Here is a 25,726-nt window from a genome sequence, read left to right as displayed (position 1 = left end):
CCTGCGTACCTCGGGGAACCTGCCCTGACCTGCGAAAACAATGATCCCCCAGGACTAAGGTCACATCCTGGGGGACATTTGGTCACAGAATGGCCGCGACAGGATTAGATTCGGCGTCAGTACGGCGTATGGGATCAAGCGGATCCCGTACGGCGTCTGGCATCGAACCTTGATCCCAGCCGCTGCGGCTAGCTCAAACGCTCTTCTTCCTTGGTCGCGCTGAACTTCGCCTCCGCGGCGGGCAGGTGCCGTCCTTCGTTCCTCAGGACGACCCCTACCCGCCGCTGCGGCTCAGCTCAGCCGCTCGATGACCATGGCCATGCCCTGCCCGCCGCCGACGCACATGGTCTCGAGGCCGAACTGCTTGTCGTGGAACTGCAGGCTGTTGATCAGCGTGCCGGTGATGCGCGCACCGGTCATCCCGAAGGGGTGACCCACGGCGATGGCCCCGCCGTTGACGTTCACCTTCTCCAGCGGGATCTCCAGGTCCCGGTAGGACGGGATGACCTGGGCCGCGAAGGCCTCGTTGATCTCGAACAGGTCGATGTCGCCGACGCTCAGGCCCGCCCGCTTCAGCGCCTGCCGGGAGGCCTCGACCGGGCCCAGGCCCATGATCTCGGGGGAGAGGCCGGTGACACCGGTGGAGACGATCCGGGCCAGCGGGGTCAGGCCCAGCTCGCGGGCCTTGGTGTCGCTCATGACGACCAGAGCGGCGGCGCCGTCGTTCAGCGGGCAGCAGTTGCCGGCCGTGACCAGGCCGTCGGGGCGGAAGACGGGCTTGAGGCCCTGGACGCCCTCCAGCGTGACCCCGGCGCGCGGGCCGTCGTCGGTGGAGACGACCGTGCCGTCCGGGGTGGTGACCGGGGTGATCTCGCGGGCCCAGAAGCCGTTCTTGATGGCTTCCTCGGCCAGGTTCTGCGAGCGGACGCCGAATTCGTCCATGTCCTGGCGGGTCACGCCCTTGAGGCGGGCCAGGTTCTCGGCGGTCTGCCCCATCGCGATGTACGCGTCGGGGACCAGGCCGTCCTCGCGCGGGTCGTGCCAGGAGGAGCCGGTGGACTCGGCGACCTGCTTGGTGCGGGCCTCGGAGTCGGCGAAGAGCGGGTTGTGGGTGCCGGGGATGCCGTCGGAGGAGCCGTTCACGGACCGGGAGACCATCTCGACGCCCGCGGAGATGAAGACGTCGCCCTCGCCCGCCTTGATGGCGTGCAGCGCCATCCGGGAGGTCTGGAGCGAGGAGGCGCAGTAGCGGGTGATCGTGGTGGCCGGCAGGTGGTCCATGCCCATCTGCACGGCGACGATGCGGCCCAGGTTGTGCCCCTGCTCGCCGCCCGGGAGGCCGCAGCCCAGCATCAGGTCGTCGATCTGGCGCGGGTCCAGCTCGGGGATCTTGGCGAGGGCGGCCTGGATGATCGTGGCCGTCAGATCGTCCGGGCGGATGTCCTTGAGGGATCCCTTGAAGGCACGGCCGATCGGCGACCGGGCGGTGGAAACGATGACTGCTTCGGGCATCGGGGCTCCAAGGGAGGTGGTGTCGTACCGGGACCGCATGCGAAGTTACCGCCCCGTACCGTCGAGGTCACTGCCCTTTCGATGTGACTCCGGTCGCTCTGGCCGCGCCCCCGGCCGCCTCGCCCGCCCCTCCAGTCTGCGCTCCGTGCCCCGCCCGCTGCCCGCTGCGCTCCGCGAGGTCCTCGCCGGGCACCTGCCGCCTGCGCCGGTACTTGAGCAGGACCCAGGGCCCGCGGGCCGCCGTGACCTCCGTACCGGCCAGTCCCGCCGCCGCCGAGGCGGCCTTGGCCACCGGGAGCATGTCCTCGTTGCGCGACACGTCCAGGCGGTCCGACTCGGGCCAGACGCCCAGCGCCGCGCACAGGGTGGGCAGCACGGCCATCGCGGCGGTCGCGTACCCCTCCGCCGACGGGTGGTAGGAGTCCGGTCCGAACATCTCGCGCGGGTTCGCCGCGAACTCCGCGCCCATCAGGTCGCCCATCGAGACGGTACGGGCGCCCAGCGCGAGCACCCCGATCGTCTGGGCGGCGGCCAGCTGGCGCGAGACCCGGCGGGCCAGCCACCGCAGCGGCTGGTAGACGGGCTCGATGGTGCCCAGGTCCGGACAGGTGCCGACGACGACCTCGGAGCCCGCGAGCCGCAGCCGGCGGACGGCCGAGGTCAGCAGCCGCACCGACTGGGTCGGGGGCATCCGCCGGGTCACGTCGTTGGCGCCGATGATGATCACGCACACGTCGGGGGCCGGCCCGTCGCCGTCGAGCAGCAGCCCCACCTGCCGGTCCAGGTCGTCGGACATGGCGCCGGACAGGGCCACGTTGCGCAGCTCCACCGGCCGCTCGGCCACCGCGGCCAGCCCCGAGGCCAGCAGCGCGCCCGGAGTCTGTCTCGCCCGCCGCACGCCCAGCCCGGCGGCCGTGGAATCGCCCAGGATGCCGAGCCGCAGCGGCCCCGGACTCATCTCGGGACCGCCGAACTCGCCCCCGTACAGCCCGTCCGCGCGCGGCGGATCCGGCAGCCCGGTGCCGACCGTCCGCTTCGCGAACTGCACCTCCGCCACGACCAGACCCACCGCGGCGACCCCGACGAGCCCGAGCCCGCCACCGCCGTACGCCGCGCCCGCCGCGATCCGGCGGGCCGTCCTCGCCCTAGACACCCTCAGGCCACCTCCTCGGCACCCGGTCCTGTTTGACCTACCTGCCCCGTACGCGAGGTCGGCCAATCCCTTTCCGCATACTCTGGCCGAGCCTCCCGGAGAACCCGTGGAGTCCCCTCCTTGGAGAACATGGTGCAATTCCACGACTCGATGATCAGCCTCGTCGGCAACACCCCGCTGGTGAAGCTCAACCGTGTGACCGAAGGCCTGCAGGCCACCGTCCTTGCCAAGGTCGAGTACTTCAATCCCGGCGGATCCGTGAAGGACCGGATCGCCGTCAGGATGATCGAAGCCGCCGAGCAGAGCGGAGCACTCAAGCCCGGCGGCACCATCGTGGAGCCGACGAGCGGCAACACGGGTGTAGGACTCGCCATCGTGGCCCAGCAGAAGGGTTACCACTGCATCTTCGTCTGCCCCGACAAGGTGTCCGCGGACAAGATCAACGTCATGCGGGCCTACGGCGCCGACGTAGTGGTCTGCCCGACGGCGGTGGATCCCGACCACCCGGACTCGTACTACAACGTTTCCGACCGCCTCGTGCGCGAGACGCCCGGCGCCTGGAAGCCCGACCAGTACAGCAACCCGAACAACCCGCGTTCCCACTACGAGACCACCGGTCCCGAGCTGTGGGAGCAGACGGACGGGAAGATCACCCACTTCGTGGCCGGTGTCGGCACGGGCGGCACGATCTCCGGCACCGGCGGGTACCTCAAGGAGGTGTCCGGCGGCAAGGTCAAGGTCATCGGCGCCGACCCCGAGGGCTCGGTCTACTCCGGCGGCTCGGGCCGCCCGTACCTCGTCGAGGGCGTCGGCGAGGACTTCTGGCCGACCGCCTACGACCGCAACGTCACGGACGAGATCATCGCGGTGTCCGACAAGGACTCCTTCCAGATGACCCGCCGCCTGGCCAAGGAGGAGGGCCTCCTCGTCGGCGGCTCCTGCGGCATGGCGGTCGTCGCGGCGCTGCGCGCGGCGGAGGGCCTCGGCCCGGACGACGTGGTCGTCGTCCTGCTCCCGGACAGCGGGCGCGGCTACATCAGCAAGATCTTCAACGACGAGTGGATGGCCGGACACGGCTTCCTGGAGGACGCCGGCCCCTCGGCCCGCATCCGGGACGTGCTGGCGGACAAGGAGGGCGGCATCCCCTCCCTCGTCCACATGCACCCCGAGGAGACCGTCGGCGAGGCCATCGAGGTGCTGCGCGAGTACGGCGTCTCGCAGATGCCGATCGTCAAGCCGGGCGCCGGTCACCCCGACGTGATGGCGGCCGAGGTCATCGGCTCGGTGGTCGAGAAGGAGCTGCTGGCGGCGCTGTTCGCCCAGCGCGCCTCCCTCGGCGACCCCCTGGAGAAGCACATGTCCGCCCCGCTCCCGCAGGTCGGATCCGGCGAGCCGGTCTCCGAGCTGATGGCGGTCCTCGGCGAGGCCGACGCGGCGATCGTGCTGGTCGAAGGCAAGCCGACCGGTGTGGTGAGCCGTCAGGACCTGCTGGCGTTCCTCGCGAAGTCCGCGAAGTAGCGCGAAGCGGTACGGGGGCCGGGCCCGTGCCCCGGCCGACGCGCAATCGGTACGGGCCCGTCACGTCGCGGCAGCACCGGCTTAACACGGCTGGGGCACAGTGGTGGTTGTCGGCAGGGAAGCCCGGGGAGCCGGGACCCGGCCGGCGCCACGAACGGCGTTGACGCACTTCCGGAGCGGCTCCCGGACCGCGTGGACGCCACGGACGCGCGGACGGCCCTGACCCGGCCCGTGTCCCTCGCGGGGACCGCCGTCGTCCCGCCCCCGGGCAACCGGGGTGCGGCGGTCCCCGCGCCAAAACCTCCGCGGGTCCGGCCCGCGATTCAGTCCTGCGGGTCCGGCCCGCGCCGCCGCAGGGACTTCGACGCGTGGACGAAGTTGACGCCCACGATGCCGAGCCAGGCCACGATCAGGCCGGGCAGGTGGGCCTGGGCCGCGCCGATCGCCGAGAGCGGGATCGCCAGCACCAGGGTGACGATCGCGAACCCGAAGCGCTCCCCGAAATTGCCCGCCGGCGATTCCGCCGGGGGCCGGGGACCTCGGGCAGCGGCCAGACGGTCCTCCGCCAGCCGCCGCCGGACCTGGGTGTCGACCTTCTCGACGAACGAATCCACCAGCGCGGCCTCGTACTCGGGCCCCAGCTCACGCCGGGCGTCCAAGGTGGCGGCGAGTTCCTTCTTCAACTCCTGGGACTCCATGCCCCCACGGTAGGAACCACCACCCCGTACGGGCACTGGGGCTAACCCCCGTATTCGGATCAGCCGGTCAGCCGGTCAGCCGGTCGGCCAGGTCGCCGGTCGGCCGCTCCGCCCGCCGCAGGCCGCGCACCGGGCGGACCAGGAGCAGCGCGAACGCGCAGCCGAGGCCGATCACCGAACCGGCCAGCAGGAACCGGTGGAGGCCGAACAGCTGCGCCGCGGGCCCCGCGAGGACCTGGCCGAGGGGGACGGCGAGGATCGAGCCGGCGATCTCGTACGCGGTCACCCGGTTCAGTCGGTCCTCGGGTATCTGTGTCTGCACGGTGGTGGCCCACTGCACCCCCCAGAACGCCCAGCCCAGGCCGCTCACCGCGTACATGAGCATGAGCACCGGCAGCGAGGGCACCAGCGCCGCCGCCAGGGGCATCATCGGGAAGAGGCACATCGCGATCCCGCCGCCGAACAGCGGCCGGGCCGGCCGGAGACGGATCGCCACGAGCCCGCCGAGCATGCAGCCGGCCCCGAACGCGCCCTCCGCGTACCCGAAGGCCGCCTTGCCGTGCTCACCGATGACGGAGGCCGCGCCGAGCGGGGTGAGCGGGCCCCACACGAACACCCCGAGCACCCACCAGATCAGGATGACCGCCCACAGCCAGGACCGGGAGCGGAACTCCACCCAGCCGGTCCGCAGGTTCTCCAGGGTGGAGGCCGACCGGTCCACTTTGAAGGGCGGCAGCCGCAGCGCCAGCAGGCACAGCCCGCTGACCGCGAAGGTGGCCGCGTCGACCGCGAACACCCAGGCCGTCGAGGTGACCGAGACGAGGATTCCGGCGAGCGCCGGCCCGGCCATCGTGGACATCCCCTCGCTGACCCGCAGCACCCCGTTGGCCTTCTGCGGATCGGCGGCGACCTGGGGGACCAGGCCGTTGACCCCCGGCTGGAACATCGCGGTCGCGATCCCGCCGAGCGCCGAGCCGCCGATGACGAACCACAGGGAGGGGTGGCCGAGCCAGAGGTACACGGCGAACGAGCCCTGGATCAGGAAGCGGGCCGCGTCCGCGCCGATCATCTGCGGCTTGGGGTGGAACCGGTCCGCGAACACCCCGCCGAAGACGACGAAGAGCGCGAAGGCCCCCATCCACGTGCCGAGCACGTACCCGAGGCCGCTGACTCCGTAGCCGAGCGAGAGCATGGCGACGGCCATGGCGACGGGCATCATCGTGTCTCCCGCCATGGACACGATGCGGGCGGTGAAGTAGAGGCCGAAGTTCCTGGTCCACAGGCGGGTGCGGGGGGCGGGTGGAGCGGAGACGGACGAGACCATGGAGGCAGCCAATTCGGTCGGATCGGTGGGCTGTTGACCGAACGGGACCTCGTGCGCACCGCCCCCGCCGGCTCCTGAAGAACTATGGCCGCGCGCGACGGCCGGTCAAGCGATTTGATCTCGGTCCCGGGGGCGCCCCCGGGGTCTCGGATCGCGGGCGCGGGTTGCCGTCCTGCATAAGCGCATGCAGAGTGCTCCGTGACTGAATATCTCACCGGGGACGTACGGGACGGAGGGGAACGGGATGAGTGAGAGCCCTGCAGCACGGCTGCAGAAGCTGTTCGAGGGGCACCGGCTGACGCCGACCCAGCGGCGCATCGCGCACTGCATGGTGCGCGGGGCCGCGGAGGTGCCGTTCCTGTCGAGCGTGGAGCTCGCCGAGCTGGCCGGCGTGAGCCAGCCGTCGGTGACCCGGTTCGCGGTGGCCCTGGGTTTCGACGGCTACCCCGCGCTGCGCAAGCACCTGCGGGAGGTGGCCCCCGCGGGGCGGGCCGGGGGCGGGCCCGAGGACGCGTACAACGAGTACCAGCAGGCCGTCCAGGGCGAGATCGAGAACCTGCGGCAGCTGTCGGCGATGCTCGCCGACCCGGCGCCGGTCCAGGAGGCCGGGCGGCTGCTCGCCGCGTCCAGCCCGCTGCCCGTACTGGGGCTGCGGGCGGCGTCCTCGCAGGCGCGCGGGTTCGCGTACTTCGCCGCGAAGGTCCATCCGGACGTCCGGCTGCTCGACGAGGGCGGCTCCATGCTCGCCGACCGGATCGACGCGGCCCGCGCCGCCGGGGCCTCGGCCCTCCTGTGCTTCGCGCTGCCCCGCCACCCCAAGGAGGTCGCGGAGGCGCTGGACCACGGGCGGGCGGCCGGGCTGACCGTGGTGACGGTGGCCGATTCGGCCTTCGCCCCGGTGGCCAGGCATTCGGACCTGCTGATCCCGGCGCCGGTGGGGACCGGGCTGGCCTTCGACACCGCCTGCGCACCGATGCTGCTGGGGCGGGTGCTGCTGGAGGCGATGGCCGACGCACTGCCGGACGCGCAGGCCCGGCTGGAGGCCTTCGACGCGAGGGCCGCGGCGCGGGGCCTGTTCGTGGAGTAGCGGCCCCGATCGCCCCTCACCGGTAGTTGAGCTCGGCCAGCTCGGTGGCGAGGCGCTTGCGGAGCGCCGGGACGCGGGCGAAGAGCGGGAGCAGGGTGTTGCGCACGGCGCGCAGGGCCGGGTTGCGCAGGTGGGCGACACGGGTCATCCGGTCGGTCAGCGCCACCACGCGCAGGGCGACGGGCCGGCGGGTGGCCCCGTACGCGTCGAGGTCGCCCGGGTTCCCGGAGGCGAGTGCGCGGGCGAGTGCGCGGCCGAGTGCGTGGCCGTCCTGGATACCGGTGTTCATGCCCTGGCCGCCGGCCGGGCTGTGCACGTGCGCGGCGTCTCCGGCGAGCAGCAGGCGGCCCGAGCGATAGCGGTCGGCGACCCGGTGGTGGATCCGGAACCGCGAGGACCAGACGAGTCCGGTGACGGTGGCCTGGCCGGGGGCGCGGGCGTCCAGCAGGGCCTGGACGAAGGCGAGGTCGGGTTCGGCGGGGGCGTCGGAGACGGTGGCGACGACGCGGTAGCGCCCCGCCCCCGGGGCCCCGGCGGCGGATGCCTCACCGGGCAGCGGGGCGACCACGGTGGGACCGGCCGGGGCGAAGACGAGGGAGACCTCGCCGGGGCCCGGGGCCCAGTCCATCACCACGTCGGCGAGGACGAAGGACTCCCCGTAGGAGCTGCCGGTGAACCCGATCCCGGCGGCCTCGCGGACCGTGCTGTGCATGCCGTCCGCGCCGACGGCGTAGGAGGCGCGCAGGGTCTCGCCGGTGGCGGTGGTGAGGGTGACCCCCTCGCCGTCCTCGTCCTGGCGGACGCCGGTGACCTCGTACGGGCGGTGGACCTCGCCGCCCAGGGAGCGCAGGCGCTCCAGGAGCACGGCCTCGGTCCGGTCCTGGGGGACCATCAGTGCGTACGAGTGGGCCGTGGGCAGGCCGTCGAAGGTGATGGCGGCGAGGGGCCGGGCACCGTCGCGGATCCGGAACCGGGTGACGGGGATGCCGCGGCCGACCAGCTCGGCGCTCAGGGACCCGGTCGGGTCGATCTCGTCGAGGACCTCCAGGGTGCGGGCGTGGACCACGGCGGCGCGGGAGGTGTTGGCGCCCTCGGCCTGCCGGTCGAGGAGCACGAAGTCGACGCCGGCCTCGGCGAGGGTCACGGCGAGGGCGAGGCCGGTGGGGCCGGCGCCGATGATCGCGACGTGGGTGGTGGCGGGGAGTGCGGCGGGGAGCGTTCCGGGCATTCTGGGCCTCCTGCGGGATGCCAACGTTCGTTGGCCAACAACCGTTGACTTGATGATGCGGCGACCGGCGCCGGTGTGTCAACGGTTGTTGGCCCACAAGTGTTGGCCTACCTTTGTCGGCATGATGCAAGAGGCTCAAGAGGCGGAGGGCCGGGGCGCGCAGACCAAGGCGGCGATCCTGCGGGCCGCGCGGGAGCGGTTCGCCGCGCACGGGTACGAACGGACGACCATCCGCGCGGTCGCGGCGGACGCGGCGATCGACCCGTCGATGGTGATGCGGTACTTCGGGAACAAGGAGAAGCTCTTCGACGCCGCGCTGGCGGTGGACCTGCGGCTGCCGGACCTGTCGGCGGTCCCGCCGGGGGAACTGGCGGCAGTGGTCCTACGGCACTTCGTGGACCGGTGGGAGGGCGATCCGGCGGACGACGCCCTGCTGGTGCTGCTGCGCTCCGCGGTGACCAACGAGGCGGCGGCGGCCCGGATGCGGGAGGTGTTCGCGACCCAGGTCGCCCCCGCGCTGGCCGCGGCACTGGGCCCGGAACGGGCCCGGCGGGCGGCGGGCCTGGTCGCGGCGCAGCTGCTGGGCCTGGCGCTGGCCCGCTACCTGCTGCGCCTCCCGGGCGTCACCTCCCTGACCCCGGACGAGGTGGTGGCGGGCCTGTCCCCGGCCCTTGAGGCGACGCTGTCGCCTTGACGCCTCGATCGCCGGCGGGACTGGATGTGCCGCTGCGCGGCACATTTCAGCCCGTCCGGCGTTTGAGGACCGGGTCCGGGCAGCGCCCGGGGAACGGCGGAAGGGCGGGTAGGGGACATGCCCCGCGCAGCGGAAGGCCCGCATCCCCGGCCCCGCGCAGCGGCAGACGGCGACGGCGCCCCGGGGTCAGAGCAGGGCATCCGGCGCGGCCGCACCCGCCTCGGCGGCGATCGCCGACAGCGGCTGCGCAGCCCGCACCGGCACGAAGTGGACGAGGCCCGGCTCCGAGCGACGGCCCGGCTCCGAGCAGCGGTCCGGCTCCGGACCCGGCTCCGCCACCGTGAATCCATAGACCGCCGGCCGCGGCAGGCTGTTGTAGCCGTAGTGCGCCGTGAAGGCGTACGCACCCGTGTCGGGGATGGCGATCAGGTCCCCGGGGGACAGCAGCGGGAGCTCCCGGGCCGTGGCCAGGAGGTCGCCCGCGAAGCAGGCGGGTCCGGCGATGTCCTGGGGGACCGGCGGTCCCGTCAGGGGGGCGCCCTTGGCGTCGTAGGGCAGGATCCGCAGCGGCCAGGCCGCCGGGGCGTAGACCGTACGGGTGGCCAGCTGGACCCCCGCGTGGGTCAGGGCGATCGCGCGGCCGCCGGTGGTCTTGGTGTACTCCACGCGCGACAGCACCAGCCCGTGCTTCGCCACCAGGGACCGCCCGAACTCCGTGACCAGCCCGTACGCCCCCGAGAAGAGCCCGGGTGTGGCGGAGCGCAGGGCGTCCACGTAGTCGGCGTAGGTGGGCGTGATCTCGTCCGAGCCGAAGTTGACCGGCAGGCCCCCGCCGATGTCCAGGGTGTCCACCTGCTTGCGGCCGGCCGCCGCGTTGATCTCCTCGGCCAGGGAGTGCAGCTCCCGTACGCCTTCGGCGATCAGGGCTAGGGGTACGCCCTGGGAGCCCGAGTGGATGTGCAGCCGGGTGAGCCACGGCCGGTCCGCGAAGGCCCGTAGGAGCCATGCGCGGGCGCCGGGATCGCGCAGGGCGACGCCGAACTTCGAGGTGGCGGTGGCGGTGGAGAGGGCGTCGATGGCGCCGGCGCCGGTCTGCGGGTTGATCCGGATCCCGAGGGGGGAGCGGGTCGGGGCCGCGGCCACCAGGGCGTCCAGGCGGTGCAGCTCCTGGCGGTTGTCCGCGTTGACGGCGATGCCGAGGGAGAGGGCTTCGCGCAGCTCGGCGGGGGTTTTGGCGGGGGAGTCGAGGACGGTGCGCTCCGGTGCGACCCCGGCCGCGCGGGCCAGGGCCAGTTCGCCGGCGCTGGCGACCTCGCAGCCGATGCCCGCGTCGTCGAGCAGCCGCAGGACGGGGACGAGCGGGGCGGCTTTGACGGCGAAGGCGTGCAGGACCGGGGTGCCGGGGGCGACGGCGGCGGCGAAGGCGTCCGTCAGGGCGGCGGCGGAGGCGCGGATGCCGGCGGTGTCCAGCAGGCAGACGAGGGAGGGGTCCGGATCCCGGCCCGGGTCGGGCCCGATCAGGCCCTGTGTCACGGCGGCCTTCACGGCCAGGTTCCGTCGCGCGGCCGGTGTCGAGGAGGTCGATTCGGTGGTGTGCGTACGCGGGGCGTCGGCCATGTTCTTCATCCCATCACCCGGCGCGGCGGGCCGCAGCTGTTGACTGAATCTATTCAGGGAGTGAGTATGTGAATGGATTGACCAACACCGGAGGAGGCACCGCCATGTCAGGACCCCGCCCCGTACGTGCCGCACGAGGTACCGACCTGAGCACCCTGGGATGGCAGCAGGAGGCCGCACTGCGGATGCTGCAGAACAACCTCGACCCCGAGGTCGCCGAGCACCCCGACAAGCTCGTCGTCTACGGCGGCACCGGCAAGGCCGCCCGCGACTGGCGCTCGTACGACGCGATGGTGCGCACCCTGCAGACGCTGAAGCAGGACGAGACGATGCTCGTCCAGTCCGGCCGTCCGGTCGGCGTGATGCAGACGCACGAGTGGGCGCCGCGCGTGCTGCTCGCCAACTCCAACCTGGTCGGCGACTGGGCCAACTGGGAGGAGTTCCGCCGCCTGGAGAACCTGGGCCTGACCATGTACGGCCAGATGACGGCCGGTTCGTGGATCTACATCGGCACCCAGGGCATCCTCCAGGGCACCTACGAGACCTTCGCGGCCGTCGCGGCCAAGAAGTTCAACGGGACCCTGGCCGGCACCATCACCCTCACCGCCGGCCTCGGCGGCATGGGCGGCGCCCAGCCGCTGGCCGTGACGATGAACGACGGCGTCGCGATCTGCATCGACGTCGACCCGCGCGCCATCGACCGCCGCATCGAGCACCGCTACCTCGACGTCAAGGCGAACGACCTGCGCCACGCGCTGCAGCTCGCCGTCGAGGCCCGCGACGCCCGCAAGCCGCTCTCCATCGGCCTCCTCGGCAACGCCGCCGACCTGCTCCCGCAGATGCTGGCCGAGGGCGCGCCGATCGACATCGTCACCGACCAGACCTCCGCCCACGACCCGCTGGCCTACCTGCCGGTGGGCGTGGACTTCGACGACATGGCGGACTACGCGGCCAAGGACCCGGCCGGGTTCACCACCCGCGCCCGCGAGTCGATGGCCACGCACGTCGAGGCCATGGTCGGCTTCATGGACGCGGGCGCCGAGGTCTTCGACTACGGCAACTCCATCCGCGGCGAGGCCCAGCTCGCGGGCTACGAGCGGGCGTTCGCCTTCCCCGGCTTCGTCCCCGCCTACATCCGCCCGCTGTTCTGCGAGGGCAAGGGCCCCTTCCGCTGGGCGGCGCTGTCCGGCGAGGCCTCGGACATCCACAAGACCGACAAGGCGATGCTGGAGCTCTTCCCCGAGAACGAGTCCCTGCACCGCTGGATCAAGATGGCCGGCGAGCGCGTCCACTTCCAGGGCCTGCCCGCACGCATCTGCTGGCTGGGCTACGGCGAGCGCGACAAGGCCGGCGAGCGCTTCAACGAGATGGTCGCCGACGGCACCCTCGCCGCGCCCCTGGTCATCGGCCGCGACCACCTCGACTGCGGCTCGGTGGCCTCCCCGTACCGCGAGACCGAGGCCATGCTCGACGGCTCCGACGCGATCGCCGACTGGCCGCTGCTCAACGCCATGGTCAACGTGGCCTCCGGCGCCTCCTGGGTCTCCATCCACCACGGCGGCGGCGTCGGCATGGGCCGCTCGATCCACGCCGGCCAGGTCACCGTCGCCGACGGCACCAAGCTCGCGGGCGAGAAGATCCGCCGCGTGCTGACCAACGACCCGGGCATGGGCGTCATCCGCCACGTCGACGCCGGCTACGACATCGCCGAGACGGTCGCCGACGAGCGCGGCGTCCGCATCCCGATGCGCGAGGGCGACCAGGCGTGACCCAGGAAGCCGCCGCCGGAGCCTCGTTCCACCAGATGTGGGCCGAGCTCCGGCCCATCGGCCGGGACCAGGGCAGCGGCGGGTACCGCCGCTACGCCTGGACCGGCGCCGACGCCGACTGCCGCACCTGGTTCCGCGCGCAAGCGGAATCGCGCGGGCTCGCGTACGAGGTCGACCGCAACGGCAACCAGTGGGCCTGGCTCGGCGACCCGCTCGCCGGTGACGCCGTCGTCACCGGCTCCCACCTGGACTCCGTCCCCGACGGCGGGGCCTTCGACGGCCCCCTCGGGGTGGTGTCCTCCTTCGCGGCCCTGGACGAACTCCGCGGGAGGGGAGTGGAGTTCTCCAGGCCTTTGGCCATCACCAACTTCGGCGACGAGGAAGGGGCCCGCTTCGGGCTGGCCTGCGTCGGCTCCCGGCTGGCCGCCGGGCAGCTGACCAAGGAGAAGGCGTACGAGCTTCGCGACGCGGACGGCATCCGGCTGCCCGAGGCCATGGAGGCCGCCGGGTACGACCCCGCCGCCATCGGGGCCGACCCCGAACGCCTCGCCCGCATCGGCGCCTTCGTCGAACTGCACGTGGAACAGGGCCGCGCCCTCGACCTCTCCGCGGACCGGGTCGGCATCGCCTCCGCGATCTGGCCGCACGGCCGCTGGCGCTTCGACTTCCACGGCGAGGCCAACCACGCGGGCACCACCCGCCTGGTGGACCGCCGCGACCCGATGATCACCTACGCGCAGACCGTGCTCGCGGCCCGCGCCGAGGCGGCCCTCGCCGGGGCCGTGGCCACCTTCGGGAAGATCTCCGTCGAGCCCAACGGGGTCAACGCCATCCCCTCGCTGGTGCGCGGCTGGCTCGACTCCCGCGCCGCCGACCAGGCCACCCTCGACACGGTCGTGACCGCCATCGAGAAGGCCGCCCGCGAGAGCGCCGACCGGGACGGGATCGACCTGGACATCGTCCGGGAGTCCTTCACCCCGGTCGTCGAGTTCGAGCACGCCCTGCGCGACGAGATGAACCGGATCCTGGGCGGTGCCGTCCCGGTCCTGGGCACCGGCGCCGGACACGACGCGGGAATCCTCTCCGCGGCCGTCCCGACGGCCATGCTGTTCGTGCGCAACCCCACCGGCGTCTCCCACTCCCCGCGGGAGTTCGCCGCCGAGGACGACTGCGTGGCAGGAGTCCTCGCCCTCGCCGACGTACTGGAAGGCCTCGCGTGCCGCTGAAGACGTACTGGCTGGAGCACGCCTGGCTCGGCACCCATGTCGAGCCGGGCGTCGCCCTGGACGTGGAGAACGACGGTCGGATCGGCGCCCTGAGGACCGGGGCCGAGGCCCCGCCCCCGGGCGCGGAGGTGCTGCGCGGACTGACGGTCCCGGGCCTTGCCAACGCGCACAGCCACGCCTTCCACCGCGCCCTGCGCTCCCTGGTCCAGGTGGGCTCGGGCACCTTCTGGACCTGGCGCGAGTTCATGTACCAGGTCGCCCAGAACCTCACCCCCGACCGCTACTTCGCGCTGGCCCGCGCCGTCTACGCGGAGATGGCGCTGGCCGGGATCACGGCCGTCGGCGAGTTCCACTACGTCCACCACGCCCCCGGCGGAACCCCCTACGCCGACCCCAACGCCATGGGCGAGGCGCTGATCGATGCCGCCGCCGAGGCCGGCATCCGCATCACGCTCCTGGACACCGCCTACCTCTCGGCGGGCTTCGGACAGGCCCCCGACCCCCACCAGCTCCGCTTCTCCGACGGGACGGCGGACGCCTGGGCCCAGCGGGTCAGCGCCCTCAAGCCCCGCGAACACGCCCTGATCGGCGCCGCGATCCACTCGGTCCGCGCCGTACCGGCCGCCCAGCTCGCCACCGTGGCCCGCTGGGCCCAGGAGCGCCGGGCCCCGCTGCACGTCCACCTCTCGGAGCAGACCGCCGAGAACGAGGCCTGCCTGGCAGCCCACGGCCGCACCCCGACGCAGCTGCTCGCCGACCACGGCGTGCTGGGCCCGCGCACCACGGGCGTGCACAACACGCACCTCACCGACGCCGACATCGCGCTCCTCGGCTCCAGCACCACCGGCACCTGCATGTGCCCCACCACCGAACGCGACCTCGCCGACGGCATCGGCCCGGCCGTACGCCTCCAGCGCGCGGGCAGCCCGCTCTCGCTCGGCAGCGACAGCCACGCCGTGATCGACCTGCTCGAAGAGGCCCGCGCGATGGAGCTGAACGAGCGGCTCAGCAGCCGGACCCGGGGCCACTGGACGGCGAACGCCCTGCTCACGGCCGCCACGGCCGATGGCCACGCCGCGCTCGGCTGGTCCGACGCGGGCCGCCTGGAGGCGGGCGCGCTCGCGGACTTCACCACGATCGCGCTGGACTCCGTCAGAACGGCGGGTCCGCTGCCCCGTCTCGGCGCGGAGACGGCGGTCTTCGCCGCGACCGCCTCCGACATCCGCCACACGGTGGTCGGCGGCCGCCATGTGGTCCGCGACGGCCACCACACCCTGGTCCCGGACGTCCCGTCGGCCCTGGCCGAGTCCATCGCCGCCCTTCGCTCCTGACCGTCCGCGCCGCCTGCGGCGGGTCTCTTCCCCCACCCCGCCCCTTCCCGAAACCGGGGCCGCGCCCCGGACCCCGTTCCCGGGCAAATCCAGCCCCGCCGGCGTTTGAGGCGCGGGGGTCCGGGGGCGGAGCCCCCGGTTTCGGGAAGGGGCGGGGTGGGGGAACGAACCGTCCTGAGAGGAACCCATGACCACCACCACCGTCATCACCAACATCGGCAGCCTCGTCACCAACGACCCCGCCCTCGGCGACGGCAGCCCCCTCGGCCTCATCGCCGACGCCGCCGTGGTCATCGACGGCGAGACCATCGTCTGGGTCGGCCCCGCCGACGCGGCTCCGGCCGCCGACACCGCGTACGACGCGACCGGCCGCGCCGTCATCCCCGGCTTCGTCGACTCCCACTCCCACCTCGTCTTCGCGGGCGACCGCACCGCCGAGTTCAACGCCCGGATGTCCGGACGCAGTTACTCCGCCGGAGGCATCCGCACCACGGTCGCCGCCACCCGCGCCGCCTCCGACGCCGAGCTCGAAGCCAATCTGCTGCGCCACCTCGGCGAGGCCCTCCGCCAGGGCACCACCACCTTCGAGACCAAGTCCGGCTACGGGCTCACCGTCGCCGACGAGGCCCGCGCGCTGCGGATCGCCGCCGCGCACACCGAGGAGGTCACCTACCTCGGCGCGCACATCGTCTCCCCGGACTACGCCGCGGACCCGGCCGCCTACGTGGAGCTCGTCACCGGCGAGATGCTGACCGCCTGCGCCCCGTACGCCCGTTGGGTGGACGTCTTCTGCGAGAAGGGCGCCTTCGACGGGGACCAGGCGCGCGCCATCCTGACCGCCGGCGCGGCCGCCGGGCTCATCCCGCGCATCCACGCCAACCAGCTCTCCCACGGCCCCGGCGTCCAGCTCGCCGTCGAGCTCGAAGCCGCCTCCGCCGACCACTGCACCCACCTCACGGACGCCGACGTGGACGCGCTGGGCCAGGCCTCGGCCACCACCGTCGCCACCCTGCTGCCGGGCGCCGAGTTCTCCACCCGAGCGCAGTGGCCCGACGCCCGCCGCCTCCTCGGCGCGGGCGCCACCGTCGCGCTGTCCACGGACTGCAACCCGGGCTCCTCCTACACGAGTTCCATGCCGTTCTGCATCGCGCTGGCCGTCCGCGACATGGGGATGACCCCGGACGAGGCCCTGTGGTCCGCCACCGCCGGCGGCGCCCGCGCCCTGCGCCGCGGCGACATCGGGATCGTCACCCCCGGGGCCCGCGCGGACCTGGCGCTGCTCGACGCCCCCAGTCACGTCCACCTCGCGTACCGGCCGGGCGTTCCGCTGGTCTCCGGGGTCTGGCAGAAGGGCCGCAAGTTGGCCTGAAACAGCCTGAATCGGGACGGCGTCGGAGCGGCTTGAGGGCCGTTGATCCGGCGCCGTCCTTTGTCTTCCCTCCGTAAGGCCCCCGGCGTACCTTGAGCCACCAATCTGATGTGCCGTCAGTAACTTGTGGCCATGGTTCGAGGGGAAGACGAAGGTGTCCGACCGGAAACGCTCCACCGCGCTAGCGCTGGCCTCCGCGCTGGCGGGAACGGCGGTACTGCTCGCCGCCCCCACCGCGCAAGCGGCGGTGATCGACGTGAACTACAACTGCGAGACCCCCATCGGCCCGAAGTCGGCGGTCTCGCCCATCGACATCAAGGCCGTCAAGGAAGGAAACGGCTACAAGCTCACGATGTCCTTCCAGAAGGGCGTCTCCTCCAGCCCCGTGGAACTCGGCAAGGGTGCGATGAGCCCGAGCGCCGTGATCCTGGTGGGCGGGGCCGAAAAGGTGTCCGTGCCGGTCTCCGGCGCGCCCAACTCCGAGGCCCTGCCGGCCAATACACCCATCAAGATCAGTGACCTCTCGGGCACCTACACGCCCAAGAAGTCGGGCAAGGTCACGCTCACCGCCGGTGTCCTCACCATCAAGGCGATGGGCACCACCACCACCTGCACGCCCGGCAACAGCCCGGGGCCCTCCCTCGAACTCGACGTGACGGCCCCCGGCGGCGAAGCCGCGTCCACCACCGGCGGCGGCAGCGGCGGGGCCACCCTCCCGCAGACCGGCCCCGAGGATTCCGCGATTGCGCTGGGCACCCTCGGAGCCACCGTCCTGCTCTCCGGCGCCGCCGGCGTGCTCTGGCTGACCCGGCGCGGCCAGCGGGCCCGGTCCTGAACGGAGCACCCCCGGTCATGCCCGTGCTCCACACCCTGAGAAGGGCCGGCGTGCTCCTCCTCGCCGCCGCCGCGCTCCACGGCGCGGCGGTGGTGGGGGCGCCCCCGGCCGCCGCCGACGAGCCCGGCTGGACCGCCGAACCCGTCGCGGGCACCGGAGTCGCACCGAAGGCGTCCGGTGCGGCGAACGCACCGGCCGCGCGCCCCTACTTCTACCTCGCGGGCGCCTCCGGCACGGTGCTGGAGGACCGCCTCAGCCTGGCCAACACCAGCGACCAGGAGCACACCGTCACTCTGCGCGGGGCCGACGCCTACAACACGGCGGACGGCGCCTTCGCCGTGCGCCCCGCCGCGCCCGCCGCCGCAGGAGATCCGCAAGGGCCCGCGACCGGCGCCGGCTCCTGGATCAGCTTCGGCGCGAGCACCACGGTCAAGGTCCCCGCGCACACCCGCGCCGTGGTCCCCTTCGCCGTCACCGTGCCGCCCGGCGCACCGCCCGGCGACCACCCGGCCGCCGTGGTCGCCACCGAGGCCGGACACGAAGTGGGCGTACGGGTCCACCTGCGGGTCGACGGCCCGGCGCTGGCCGCGCTCACCGTGGAGGACGTCTCCGTACGGGGCGAGGGCGCGGCCTCCACCATCGCCTACACCCTGGTCAACCGCGGCAACGTGGCACTCGCACCCGAGCTCTCCATCGAAGCCGAGGGCACCTTCGGCAAGGTCGCGGGCCGCAGCGCCCACACCCTGCCCGTCGAGGTGCTGCCCGGCCAGCGGGTCGAGCTGAGCGAACCCTGGCCCGGCGCACCGGTCTTCGACCGGGTCGCCCTCACCCTCACCGTCACCGCCCCCGGCGGCGCCCGCGCCACGGGCCGCGCCTCCGCGTGGTTCCTGCCCTGGGGCATCGCGGGCCGGACCGGCGCGGGGCTGCTCGGCCTCGGCGGGACCGCTGCGGCCGCGCTGCTCCTCGTACGCAAGCGGCGGATCCGGGGCGCGGACGACGCCGCGGCGCCGCACGGGAGCGCCGTACCCGACCAGTCCCCAGCACCGGAACACGAGTTGACGGGAGCACCCAGGTGAGAGCCAAGGCCGGTGGGACGTACGGCGGGAGGATCAGGGCCCTGGCCGCGGCGGGGCTCGGAGGGCTGTTGGGGCTGTCGGTGTGCGCACTGACGCTGTTCCCGGCGGCCGGTGCCGCCGCGGACGACGGGCCCAAGCCCGCCGTGGCGCTCTCGCTCAAGGAGGTCGCCAAGGGCACGCAGATCTCCGTGACCGGCACCGGCTGGCGGCCCAAGACCATGGTGATGCTGCTGGTCTGCGGGCAGAACATGATCGGCGGCACCAACAGCTGCGCCAACGCCGACGGAGTCGCCGTCTCGGTCGCCGACGACGGGCACTTCTCCGCGCAGCTCCCGGTGACGGCCCCGCCCAAGCCCTGCCCGTGCGTGGTCAACGTGACCTCGGTCAACGGCGACCAGTCCACCGTCGCCGCCCCGCTGAAGATCACCGACCACCCGGTGGCCGACCTGCCCGCCGAGGGCGGCACCGCCCGCCTCGCCATGCTCACCGGGGTCCGGCTCAAGGGCGAGGACGGGGTACTGACCTGGTTCGGAGCCCCGCCCAGCCGCAAGTTCACGGTCACCGTCGGCAATCTGGGATCCGCCCCCGTCAAGGACCCGGTCTTCCAACTCGGCACCGCCCACGGGGTGTTCGCACCCCTGTGGGAGGAAGTCCGCTGGAAGGGCACCATCCCGCCCGGCGGCAAGGCGGAAGTCTCCCTGAACACCTCCCTGTCGGCGGGCGCCCACGGCGACTACACGGTCTCCCTCAAGTACGGGGAGACCGTCCTGGCCACGCAGCCCTGGGGCGTGGACCGCCCGTACGGGGTCCTGCTGTTCTGGGGCCTGCTGCTGATCGTGATCCCGGGCGGGATCTTCCGCATCGGCATGGCCGTCGTCGACCGGGTCCGCCCCCGCGACTCCTCCGGCGGCCGCCACCGCGGCCCGCGCCCCACCGACCCGGGCGCCGCCGTGACCGCCCGGCTGCCGCGGATCCCGGCGGTACGGGGACCCGCGCGCGGCCCCGTACGAGGCCTCGCGCCGAGCCGCCCCGAACCGGCGGCCGAACCCCCCGAGACCACCACGGCGGTACTGCCGTGGTTCACCCCGGACGACGCGCCGGGGACACCGGCACCACAGCCAACCGCACCACAGACGTCCGCACCGTCTGAGAACCGTTCGACGACGAAAGGACAAGCGTGAAGACCCAACGGAGGGTGAGCGCGGCCGCGGTCGCGCTGCTGCTCGGCGGCGCGGGCATCGCCATGGGGGCCACGCCCGCGCAGGCGGACGTGATCGACGTCCAGTACAAGTGCAAGACGCCCATCGGGGACAAGGAGGCGGTGTCGCCGATCGACATCAAGGGCGTCAAGGAGGGCAGCGGCTACAAGCTGACGATGTCCTTCCAGAAGGGCGTCTCCTCCAGCCCCATCGAGCTGGGCAAGGGCGCGATGACCCCCAGCGCCGAGATCGTCCTGGGCGGCGCCGAGACCGGTTCCGTGGCGGTCTCCGGACCGGCCAACGCCGAGCCGATCCCCGCCAACACCCCTATCAAGATCAGCGACCTCTCGGGCACCTACACGCCCAAGAAGTCGGGCAAGGTCACCTTCACGGCCGGTGTCCTGACGATCAAGGCGATGGGTACGACCACCACCTGCACCCCGGGCAACAGCCCGAAGCCGTCCCTCGAACTGGACGTGACGGCAGGGGGCGGCACCACGCCGCCGACCAGCCCGCCGCCGACCTCCGCGCCGCCCACGAGCCCGCCGCCCACCTCGGCTCCGCCGACTTCGCCGCCGCCCACTAGCCCCTCGCCCACGCCCTCGTCCAGCGGCGGAGGCCAGACGGACTTCCCGGGCCAGACCGTCGACGTCTCCTTCGACTGCGGGGCCTACATGCCCAACGGCCCCCTCAAGGGCAAGGTGACGATCAATGCGAAGAAGAGCGGGGGCAGCTTCGCACTGACCGTCACGACCGCCAAGGGCGTGATGAACAGCCCCGCGGACCTGCCGGCCGGGGCCCTCAAGCCCTCGATGGACATCAAGCTCGGCGGCGCCGACAGCGGCACGGTCAAGGTCGCGGGTCCCGGCAACGCCGAGCCCGTCAAGGCCGGCAGCCCGGTCAGCCTCAGCGACATGACGGGCACCTACAAGCCCGGCAAGACCGGCAAGACCACGCTGACCCCTGACAAACTGACGATCGACGTGGTCATGGCCCCGGGCGCGACGCCGATCGTGGTGCCCTGCACCGCGAGCGGCAGCTCCGTTTCGCTCACCCTGGACACCACGGCCCAGGAGGGCGGCTCCGGGACCTCGGGAACCTCCGGGACCTCGGGCAGCACCTCGGGCGGCCTCGCCCAGACCGGAGCCGAGGACAGCGGCATCAAGGCCCTCGGCCTGGTCGCCGGCACGGTGATCCTGCTCGGTGCCGCGGTGTTCACCTTCACCCCGTGGCGCCGCCTGCGCGGCCAGCGGTAATACGCACGAGGACGACGCAGAACGGCCCGGCACACCTTTCGGTGTGCCGGGCCGCTCACGTGGAAGACCGGTGCGCTGGGTCAGTGCGTCAGTGCACGGAGCCCATCAGCGACTGGACGCGCTTGCGGTACGAGTAGACCGCGAAGCCCGCGAGCACCGCGGCGGCGGCCTCGAAGCCGATGATCCAGGTGCCGTTCAGGTCCACCTCGGCGATGGAGAGCAGGCTGGTGATGCAGTCACCGGCGGTGACCGCGAGGAACCAGACGCCCATCATCTGGGAGGCGTACTTCTGGGGGGCCATCTTCGTGGTGACGGAGAGGCCGACCGGGGAGACGCACAGCTCACCGATGGTCTGGATCATGTAGATCGAGACCAGCCACATCGGGGAGACCTTGACGTCGCCGCCCGCCATGTTCATCGGGACGATGAAGACGAAGAACGAGGCGCCGATCAGGACCAGACCCATCGCGAACTTCACGATGGTGTTCGGCTCCTGGTTCTTGCGGGCCAGCCACAGCCACAGCCAGGCGAAGACCGGGGCCAGGGCCATCACGAACAGCGGGTTCAGCGACTGGTACCAGGTGGCCGAGAAGCCGAAGCCGAAGACGGTGTCGGCGGTCTTGTCGTCCGCGAACAGGGACAGCGTGGAGCCACCCTGGTCGTAGATCATCCAGAAGACGGCGGCGGCGATGAAGAAGAAGATGTACGCGGTCATCTTCTTCTGCTCGGTGCCCGAGAGGTCCTTGTCGCGCTTGATGCGCGTCAGGACGGCGATCGGGATGAACAGGCCGGCCAGCGTCAGCGGGACCAGCGCCCAGTTCAGCGTGTAGGCGCCGAGGGCGACCACGGCGCCGTAGAAGACCGCGATGCCCAGAACGGCGAGGGCGACCTTGGTGAGGACGGCCTTGCGCTCCTCGGGCGACAGCGGGTTCGGGACCAGGCTGCTCTTCGGGCTCAGGTGCTTGGTGCCGAGCAGGAACTGGGTCAGACCCAGGGCCATGCCGACGGCGGCGAGGGCGAAGCCCAGGTGCCAGTTGTGCTCCTTGCCGACCGTACCGACGACCAGCGGGGCGACGAAGGCACCGAGGTTGATGCCGATGTAGAAGAGCGTGAAGCCACCGTCGCGGCGCGGGTCCTCCGGGCCGTCGTACAGGTGGCCGACCATCGTGGAGATGTTGGCCTTCAGCAGACCGGAACCGGCGGCCACGAGGATCAGACCGACGAAGAACATCGCCTGACCGGGCACGGCCAGCGACACGTGGCCGGCGATGATCACGAAACCGGCGATGGCGACCGTCTTGCGGGCACCCCAGACGCGGTCACCGAACCAGCCGCCCGGCATCGCCATGAGGTAGACCATGGAGACGTACACGGAGTAGATGGCCGTGGTCGTGGCCGCGGTCATCGCAAGGCCGCCGCCCTGGCTGCCCGTGGCGGCGTCGGCGCCGCCCGAGACCAGGTAGTACACGAGAAGGGCGCGCATGCCGTAGTAGGAGAAACGCTCCCACATCTCGGTCATGAACAGAGTGGCCAGGCCACGGGGGTGTCCGAAGAAGGTCTTCTCGGTGGACGGGTCCGCCGAGTCCTTCGTCAGGCTGGAAGCCATGGTCGATCCTTGCTTGCTCGGGACGCGCGGCTTCGTGAGCTCAACGGCGCCCGGGGAGGGTGGCCGGTACCGGCAGCGGGTGTCCCACCCCACGCCCTGGGGTCTCGCTCCATTGCGGAGCGGAGGAACATCCGTAACCGGGATCCACGCCCCTCGTGCTTCTTCGCAGGAGAGGCCCGGCCCATAGGTCATTCACTGTCATCAGGCCCGGAACGGGCGGTCCGACATACGGTGCCCGTCCGATCAGGACAGAAAGAGGTGCTTTCCGCTGGTTTTTGGTGCGGAAAGCCTCTGAGGTAGTGCATCAGGCGTCTCGACACCATACGACACGACACCGCCGCATATGAAAGCACTTGAGATATGGATCACAGGTTATCGCGGAACCAACTGGGTACATTCGAAGGCGCTTAGTAGCAGATAAGGCCAGATCGGCAGGGGTGTTCGGGCGGGCCCCTGCTTTCCCCCGCCGCGGACTACCATCACCCACATGACGCGTGTACTGCTCGCCGAGGACGACGCATCCATCTCGGAACCCCTGGCCCGCGCCCTGCGCCGGGAAGGCTACGAGGTCGAGGTCCGGGAGGACGGCCCCACCGCCCTGGACGCGGGACTCCAGGGCGGCGTCGATCTCGTCGTCCTCGATCTCGGCCTGCCGGGCATGGACGGCCTGGAGGTCGCCCGCCGGCTGCGCGCCGAGGGCCACGGCTTCCCCATCCTGGTCCTGACCGCCCGCGCCGACGAGGTCGACACGGTCGTCGGCCTCGACGCCGGCGCCGACGACTACGTGACCAAGCCCTTCCGCCTCGCCGAGCTGCTCGCCCGGGTCCGGGCCCTGCTGCGGCGCGGCGCCAACGAGGCCTCCCAGCCCCCCGCCACCCACGGGGTGCGGATCGACGTCGAATCGCACCGCGCGTGGATGGGGGAGGAGGAGCTCCAGCTCACGGCCAAGGAGTTCGACCTGCTGCGGGTCCTGGTCCGCGACGCCGGCCGGGTCGTCACCCGCGACCAGCTGATGCGCGAGGTCTGGGACACCACCTGGTGGTCCTCCACCAAGACCCTCGACATGCACATCTCCTGGCTGCGCAAGAAGCTCGGCGACGACGCGGCGAACCCCCGCTACATCGCCACCGTCCGGGGGGTCGGCTTCCGCTTCGAGAAGAGCTGAGCCGCTTCCCACCCCCGGGTTAGGGCATGCTCTTCGGCATGCGCCGCCGCCTGATCAACTCCACGCTCGCCGTGGTGCTCGTCGTCATCGCCGTCTTCGGCATCTCCCTCGTCATCGTGGAGACCCGGACCATCACCAGCAGCGCCCAGGACCGCATCGAATCCGAGGCGCTGCGGATGGTCGGCATGGTCGGCAGCGACGTCCTGGAGAAGAAGCCCGTCGACGCCGACGCGCTCGCCACGCAGCTCGACGCCGGCCGGTACGCCCGGATCACGATCCCGGGCCAGCCGGTCGTCGAGGTCGGACAGCGCCCCGTCGACAGCGTCATCCGGGGCACCGCCCGCGGGGACCAGGGCGAGGTCGTCGTCGTGGAGGAGTCCCGCTCCACGGTCACCAAGGAGGTCGGGCGGACCCTGGCCGTGGTGGGCGCGGTGGCCCTGCTCGCCGTCGTGGCGGCCGTCCTGCTCGCCGTACGCCAGGCCAACCGGCTGGCCTCCCCCCTCACCGACCTCGCCGAGACGGCCGAGCGCCTCGGATCGGGCGACCCACGCCCCCGGCACAAGCGGTACGGGGTCCCCGAGCTGGACCGGGTCGCGGACGTACTGGACTCCAGCGCCGAGCGGATCGGGCGGATGCTGACCGCCGAGCGGCGCCTCGCCGCGGACGCCTCGCACCAGCTGAGGACCCCGCTGACGGCCCTGTCGATGCGGCTGGAGGAGATCACGGTCACCGACGACCTGGAGACCGTGCGGGAAGAGGCGACCATCGCCCTCACCCAGGTGGAGCGGCTCACGGACGTGGTGGAGCGGCTGCTGACCAACTCCAGGGACCCCCGCACCGGCTCCGCCGTCCCCTTCGACCTCGACGAGGTCGTCAAACAGCAGGTGGAGGAGTGGCGCCCGGCCTACCGCAGCGCCGGACGGGCCATCGTGCGCTCCGGGAAGACCGGCATGCGGGCCGTGGGCACCCCGGGCGCGGTCTCGCAGGTCCTGGCGACCCTGGTCGAGAACTCCCTCATGCACGGAGGCGGCACCGTGGCCCTGCGGACCCGCGTGATCGGCAACCAGGCGGTCCTGGAGGTCACGGACGAGGGACCGGGGGTCCCGCCGGACCTCGGCAACCGGATCTTCGAGCGGGCCATCAGCGGCCGCAACTCCACCGGGATCGGCCTCGCCGTGGCCCGGGACCTCGCGGAGGCGGACGGCGGACGCCTGGAACTGCTCCAGACCCAGCCGCCGGTGTTCGCCCTGTTCCTCAGCCAGACCGCGCCGGAACGCACCATCGAACCGCCGCAGACGGTCCGCTGAGCAGACGGTCCGGCCGGGACTTTCAATTCGCGGCGGTCTCCGGCGTCCGCGCCGGGACCTCGGCCACCTCGGCCTGCCCGTCCCGCTGCTCGACGACCAGCGAGACCGGCGCCGCCGCGGGCAGGGCCTTGAAGACCCAGGTTCGGTAGGACCAGAAACGGAACACGGTGCCGAGGCCGATGCCCGCGAACTTGAAGAAGTTCGAGGCCAGCGGCCCGTCCCAGTGGAAGCCGTAGGTGGCCGCGAACAGGATGCCGTTCTCTATGACCAGGCCGATCGCGCTGAACGCGACGAACAGGCCCAGCTCCCGGGTGCGCCCGGACCCGGTGCGCTCGGCACGGTCCCGGTAGGCGAAGTAGCGGAAGCCCAGGTAGTTCGTGCCGATGGCCACCAGTGTGGCTATCACGCTCGCGCGCACCACCTGGAGGTCGGTGAGGCTGCGGATCAGGTTGAAGACACCCAGGTTGACCAGGACGCCGAGCCCGCCGACAGCCCCGAACCGGGCGACCTCGCGTACGAGCGAGCGCACGCGGTCGAGGACGGAACTGCTTTCCGGCTTGCTCATATGAGGCTTCAGTCCTGTCCCTCGGCCCCCGTATGAGGCATCAAGCTTTCTCGACGGCCCCCATGCTAAGTCTCGCCCCACCGGTACGTCTGCGCCTTCGGACGCCGTGCGACACACGGCACACCCGCCCCGCCCACCGGCGTGTACCGGCCGGGGTCCCGTCCATATGGCGGAATACCGCCGGATACTCT

21 protein-coding genes are annotated in these 25,726 nt (G+C 72.3%); 13 read left to right on the top strand and 8 right to left on the bottom strand.

All coding sequences use genetic code 11. The features are described 5' to 3' along the window. Window positions 1-291: 291 nt before the first annotated feature. Window positions 292-1,512, bottom strand: a complete 1,221-nt coding sequence (locus OHU74_RS13960) for an acetyl-CoA C-acetyltransferase (RefSeq protein ID WP_371616192.1) — start codon at window positions 1,510-1,512, stop codon at window positions 292-294. Window positions 1,513-1,579: 67 nt separating this feature from the next. Beyond that, entirely contained in the window at window positions 1,580-2,665 is a 1,086-nt protein-coding gene (locus OHU74_RS13955) for an SGNH/GDSL hydrolase family protein (RefSeq protein ID WP_371616191.1), read from the bottom strand. Between the two features lie 132 nt (window positions 2,666-2,797). Between OHU74_RS13955 and OHU74_RS13950 the strand changes: the two genes are divergently transcribed. Next, the gene (locus OHU74_RS13950) at window positions 2,798-4,183 is read left to right on the top strand and encodes a cystathionine beta-synthase (RefSeq protein WP_330300927.1); all 1,386 of its coding nucleotides are present in this window, start codon (window positions 2,798-2,800) and stop codon (window positions 4,181-4,183) included. Between the two features lie 323 nt (window positions 4,184-4,506). Here OHU74_RS13950 and OHU74_RS13945 read toward each other — a convergent pair whose 3' ends face one another. Then, complete coding sequence (locus OHU74_RS13945) at window positions 4,507-4,881, bottom strand: hypothetical protein (protein WP_371616190.1); 375 nt, start codon at window positions 4,879-4,881, stop codon at window positions 4,507-4,509. A gap of 67 nt (window positions 4,882-4,948) precedes the next feature. After that, the gene (locus OHU74_RS13940) at window positions 4,949-6,205 is read right to left on the bottom strand and encodes an MFS transporter (protein WP_371616189.1); all 1,257 of its coding nucleotides are present in this window, start codon (window positions 6,203-6,205) and stop codon (window positions 4,949-4,951) included. A 244-nt stretch (window positions 6,206-6,449) separates the two neighbouring features. Between OHU74_RS13940 and OHU74_RS13935 the strand changes: the two genes are divergently transcribed. Next, window positions 6,450-7,292 (top strand): MurR/RpiR family transcriptional regulator, encoded by an 843-nt coding sequence (locus tag OHU74_RS13935; protein WP_330296711.1) that lies wholly within the window; start codon window positions 6,450-6,452, stop codon window positions 7,290-7,292. Window positions 7,293-7,308: 16 nt separating this feature from the next. Here OHU74_RS13935 and OHU74_RS13930 read toward each other — a convergent pair whose 3' ends face one another. Next, window positions 7,309-8,520 (bottom strand): FAD-dependent oxidoreductase, encoded by a 1,212-nt coding sequence (locus OHU74_RS13930; RefSeq protein WP_371616188.1) that lies wholly within the window; start codon window positions 8,518-8,520, stop codon window positions 7,309-7,311. A 124-nt stretch (window positions 8,521-8,644) separates the two neighbouring features. On the opposite strand from OHU74_RS13930, the gene OHU74_RS13925 reads away from it, so the two are divergent. Next, entirely contained in the window at window positions 8,645-9,214 is a 570-nt protein-coding gene (locus OHU74_RS13925; RefSeq protein WP_371619677.1) for a TetR/AcrR family transcriptional regulator, read from the top strand. Window positions 9,215-9,400: 186 nt separating this feature from the next. Here OHU74_RS13925 and OHU74_RS13920 read toward each other — a convergent pair whose 3' ends face one another. Further along, window positions 9,401-10,831 carry a diaminopimelate decarboxylase gene (locus tag OHU74_RS13920; protein WP_371619676.1) on the bottom strand — a complete coding sequence of 477 codons (1,431 nt, stop codon included), beginning with the start codon at window positions 10,829-10,831 and terminating at the stop codon, window positions 9,401-9,403. Between the two features lie 104 nt (window positions 10,832-10,935). On the opposite strand from OHU74_RS13920, the gene hutU reads away from it, so the two are divergent. The 8 genes from hutU to OHU74_RS13880 all read left to right on the top strand — a co-directional run bounded on the left by hutU (window position 10,936) and on the right by OHU74_RS13880 (window position 20,892). Beyond that, the gene (gene hutU, locus OHU74_RS13915; RefSeq protein WP_371616187.1) at window positions 10,936-12,600 is read left to right on the top strand and encodes a urocanate hydratase; all 1,665 of its coding nucleotides are present in this window, start codon (window positions 10,936-10,938) and stop codon (window positions 12,598-12,600) included. Between the two features lie 35 nt (window positions 12,601-12,635). After that, window positions 12,636-13,826, top strand: a complete 1,191-nt coding sequence (locus OHU74_RS13910; protein WP_371619675.1) for an allantoate amidohydrolase — start codon at window positions 12,636-12,638, stop codon at window positions 13,824-13,826. Further along, window positions 13,817-15,157: a formimidoylglutamate deiminase gene (locus tag OHU74_RS13905; RefSeq protein WP_371616186.1), complete on the top strand. Its 1,341-nt coding sequence runs from the start codon at window positions 13,817-13,819 to the stop codon at window positions 15,155-15,157. Before OHU74_RS13910 ends, OHU74_RS13905 begins: the two co-directional genes overlap by 10 nt. Window positions 15,158-15,344: 187 nt before the next feature. After that, window positions 15,345-16,526: an imidazolonepropionase gene (gene hutI / locus OHU74_RS13900; protein WP_371616185.1), complete on the top strand. Its 1,182-nt coding sequence runs from the start codon at window positions 15,345-15,347 to the stop codon at window positions 16,524-16,526. Between the two features lie 154 nt (window positions 16,527-16,680). Further along, window positions 16,681-17,361: an LPXTG cell wall anchor domain-containing protein gene (locus OHU74_RS13895; RefSeq protein WP_371616184.1), complete on the top strand. Its 681-nt coding sequence runs from the start codon at window positions 16,681-16,683 to the stop codon at window positions 17,359-17,361. Between the two features lie 17 nt (window positions 17,362-17,378). Continuing rightward, the gene (locus OHU74_RS13890; RefSeq protein ID WP_371616183.1) at window positions 17,379-18,437 is read left to right on the top strand and encodes a hypothetical protein; all 1,059 of its coding nucleotides are present in this window, start codon (window positions 17,379-17,381) and stop codon (window positions 18,435-18,437) included. Continuing rightward, complete coding sequence (locus OHU74_RS13885; RefSeq protein ID WP_371616182.1) at window positions 18,434-19,618, top strand: neocarzinostatin apoprotein domain-containing protein; 1,185 nt, start codon at window positions 18,434-18,436, stop codon at window positions 19,616-19,618. Before OHU74_RS13890 ends, OHU74_RS13885 begins: the two co-directional genes overlap by 4 nt. Next, window positions 19,615-20,892 (top strand): hypothetical protein, encoded by a 1,278-nt coding sequence (locus OHU74_RS13880; protein WP_371616181.1) that lies wholly within the window; start codon window positions 19,615-19,617, stop codon window positions 20,890-20,892. The genes OHU74_RS13885 and OHU74_RS13880 overlap by 4 nt, the downstream gene beginning before the upstream one ends. 88 nt (window positions 20,893-20,980) lie before the next feature. Here the strand turns inward: OHU74_RS13880 and OHU74_RS13875 are convergent, their stop codons facing one another. Then, window positions 20,981-22,498 (bottom strand): peptide MFS transporter, encoded by a 1,518-nt coding sequence (locus tag OHU74_RS13875; RefSeq protein ID WP_371616180.1) that lies wholly within the window; start codon window positions 22,496-22,498, stop codon window positions 20,981-20,983. A gap of 487 nt (window positions 22,499-22,985) precedes the next feature. Here OHU74_RS13875 and OHU74_RS13870 point away from each other — a divergent pair, with 487 nt between their 5' ends. Both OHU74_RS13870 and OHU74_RS13865 read left to right on the top strand, forming a co-directional pair. Beyond that, on the top strand, window positions 22,986-23,663 hold the full coding sequence (locus tag OHU74_RS13870; protein ID WP_215035026.1) for a response regulator transcription factor: 678 nt from the start codon (window positions 22,986-22,988) through the stop codon (window positions 23,661-23,663). A gap of 38 nt (window positions 23,664-23,701) precedes the next feature. Next, window positions 23,702-24,970: an ATP-binding protein gene (locus tag OHU74_RS13865; RefSeq protein ID WP_371616179.1), complete on the top strand. Its 1,269-nt coding sequence runs from the start codon at window positions 23,702-23,704 to the stop codon at window positions 24,968-24,970. A gap of 22 nt (window positions 24,971-24,992) precedes the next feature. On the opposite strand, the gene OHU74_RS13860 is transcribed toward OHU74_RS13865, so the two are convergent. After that, a complete protein-coding gene (locus OHU74_RS13860; RefSeq protein WP_371616178.1) occupies window positions 24,993-25,535 on the bottom strand; it encodes a GtrA family protein in 543 nt (180 codons plus the stop codon). Window positions 25,536-25,726: the final 191 nt, after the last annotated feature.

Source organism: Streptomyces sp. NBC_00454 (assembly GCF_041434015.1).
In the GTDB taxonomy this organism is placed as follows: Bacteria; Actinomycetota; Actinomycetes; order Streptomycetales; family Streptomycetaceae; genus Streptomyces.
This window is presented reverse-complemented; position numbering and strand designations above follow the sequence as displayed.

What these genes read in the sequence shown, in the direction of transcription:
- OHU74_RS13865 (WP_371616179.1), top strand. Translation starts at nt 23,702, where the DNA reads ATGCGCCGCCGCCTGATCAACTCCACGCTCGCCGTGGTGCTCGTCGTC.
- hutI (WP_371616185.1), top strand. Translation starts at nt 15,345, where the DNA reads ATGACCACCACCACCGTCATCACCAACATCGGCAGCCTCGTCACCAAC.
- OHU74_RS13920 (WP_371619676.1), bottom strand. Translation starts at nt 10,831, where the DNA reads ATGGCCGACGCCCCGCGTACGCACACCACCGAATCGACCTCCTCGACA.
- OHU74_RS13945 (WP_371616190.1), bottom strand. Translation starts at nt 4,881, where the DNA reads ATGGAGTCCCAGGAGTTGAAGAAGGAACTCGCCGCCACCTTGGACGCC.
- OHU74_RS13890 (WP_371616183.1), top strand. Translation starts at nt 17,379, where the DNA reads ATGCCCGTGCTCCACACCCTGAGAAGGGCCGGCGTGCTCCTCCTCGCC.
- OHU74_RS13925 (WP_371619677.1), top strand. Translation starts at nt 8,645, where the DNA reads ATGCAAGAGGCTCAAGAGGCGGAGGGCCGGGGCGCGCAGACCAAGGCG.
- OHU74_RS13875 (WP_371616180.1), bottom strand. Translation starts at nt 22,498, where the DNA reads ATGGCTTCCAGCCTGACGAAGGACTCGGCGGACCCGTCCACCGAGAAG.
- OHU74_RS13935 (WP_330296711.1), top strand. Translation starts at nt 6,450, where the DNA reads ATGAGTGAGAGCCCTGCAGCACGGCTGCAGAAGCTGTTCGAGGGGCAC.
- OHU74_RS13860 (WP_371616178.1), bottom strand. Translation starts at nt 25,535, where the DNA reads ATGAGCAAGCCGGAAAGCAGTTCCGTCCTCGACCGCGTGCGCTCGCTC.
- OHU74_RS13930 (WP_371616188.1), bottom strand. Translation starts at nt 8,520, where the DNA reads ATGCCCGGAACGCTCCCCGCCGCACTCCCCGCCACCACCCACGTCGCG.
- OHU74_RS13910 (WP_371619675.1), top strand. Translation starts at nt 12,636, where the DNA reads ATGTGGGCCGAGCTCCGGCCCATCGGCCGGGACCAGGGCAGCGGCGGG.
- OHU74_RS13960 (WP_371616192.1), bottom strand. Translation starts at nt 1,512, where the DNA reads ATGCCCGAAGCAGTCATCGTTTCCACCGCCCGGTCGCCGATCGGCCGT.
- OHU74_RS13870 (WP_215035026.1), top strand. Translation starts at nt 22,986, where the DNA reads ATGACGCGTGTACTGCTCGCCGAGGACGACGCATCCATCTCGGAACCC.
- hutU (WP_371616187.1), top strand. Translation starts at nt 10,936, where the DNA reads ATGTCAGGACCCCGCCCCGTACGTGCCGCACGAGGTACCGACCTGAGC.
- OHU74_RS13940 (WP_371616189.1), bottom strand. Translation starts at nt 6,205, where the DNA reads ATGGTCTCGTCCGTCTCCGCTCCACCCGCCCCCCGCACCCGCCTGTGG.